The 1,147-nt window shown below is 69.6% G+C and carries 1 protein-coding gene; it reads left to right on the plus strand.

The genetic code is table 11. The annotated features are described in order from the left end of the window. On the plus strand, positions 1–991 hold a 991-nt coding region (locus D180_RS16320), incomplete at its 5' end, for a spore coat U domain-containing protein (RefSeq protein ID WP_017913638.1). Positions 992–1,147: the final 156 nt, after the last annotated feature.

The raw sequence follows: 1,147 nt of genomic DNA on the forward strand, positions 1-1,147 counted from the left end.
GGCGCTGCTGCTGGTGGCCGCGGCGCTGCTGCCGCAGCGCGCTACCGCGACCACCACCTGTACCGCGCAGGCCACGGCGGTGAGCTTCGGCACCCTCTCCGACACCGCCGCCACCGACGCCACCGCACAGATCCTGGTGACCTGCCAGACCGGCGCGATCAGCGTGCTGGGCACGATCTACGTGCGCATGTGCCTGAACATCGGCGAGGGCGCGCAGGGTGCCGGCCTCGGCATCACCCCACGGCGCATGCTCAACCCGCTCAACGACAGCCTCGGCTTCCAGCTCTACCGCGACAGCGCGCGCAGCCTGATCTGGGGCAGCGCGCTGAGCGGTTCCACCCCACTGCAGGTGGACCTGACCTATTCGTCGCTGGCGACCGGCGGCAGCGGCACCGGCACCTACACCATCTATGCGCGCATCCCGTTGCAAAGCGGTATCGCCACCGGGGCCTACCAGAACAGTTTCAGCGGCGTGTACACCAACCTGCAGTATCGCTACGACGAGCCGTTGGTCGGCAACCCCGCGGTGATTCCCACCTCCTGCACCACCGGCGGCAAGGGCGGCGGCACCTCGGTGCAGTTCCCGTTCGTGGCCAGCGCCACCGCCGCACCGACCTGCACCATCGCCAGCATCGCCGACCTGGACTTCGGCACCCAGTCCGGCCTGATCGACAACCCGCTGAACTACACCACCGTGCTCAGCATGAACTGCCGCTACCGCACCGCCTGGCAGGTGAGCCTGGACAATGGCCAGAACGCCAGCGGCAACGTGCGCCGCATGCGCAGCGCCAGCGGCCAGTACCTGAGCTATGAGCTGTACCGCGACGCTGCGCGCACCCAGCGCTGGGGCAGCACCCTGAATACCGATACCCAGACCGGCACCGGGACCGGCAGCGCACAGGCGCTGACCCTGTACGGGCAGGTCCCGGCCCGGCAGACGCCCGCCCCGGGCAGCTACAGCGACGTGGTCAAGGTCACCGTCACCTACTGAGGCCTGAACGGCGCCAGCGTGCCGGTCAAGTTGTCGTGGCGAGGGCCGCTATTGGCTGTGTCCTCCCCGGAGTTCCGCTCGATGACTGCGCCGTTCCTGCGACCGCTGCTGCTGGCGAGCCTGTGCGTGGCCGGCGTCGACGCGGCGGCGCAACCC

The organism is Xanthomonas sp. SHU 166, assembly GCF_000364685.1.
Lineage (GTDB): Bacteria > Pseudomonadota > Gammaproteobacteria > Xanthomonadales > Xanthomonadaceae > Xanthomonas_A > Xanthomonas_A sontii.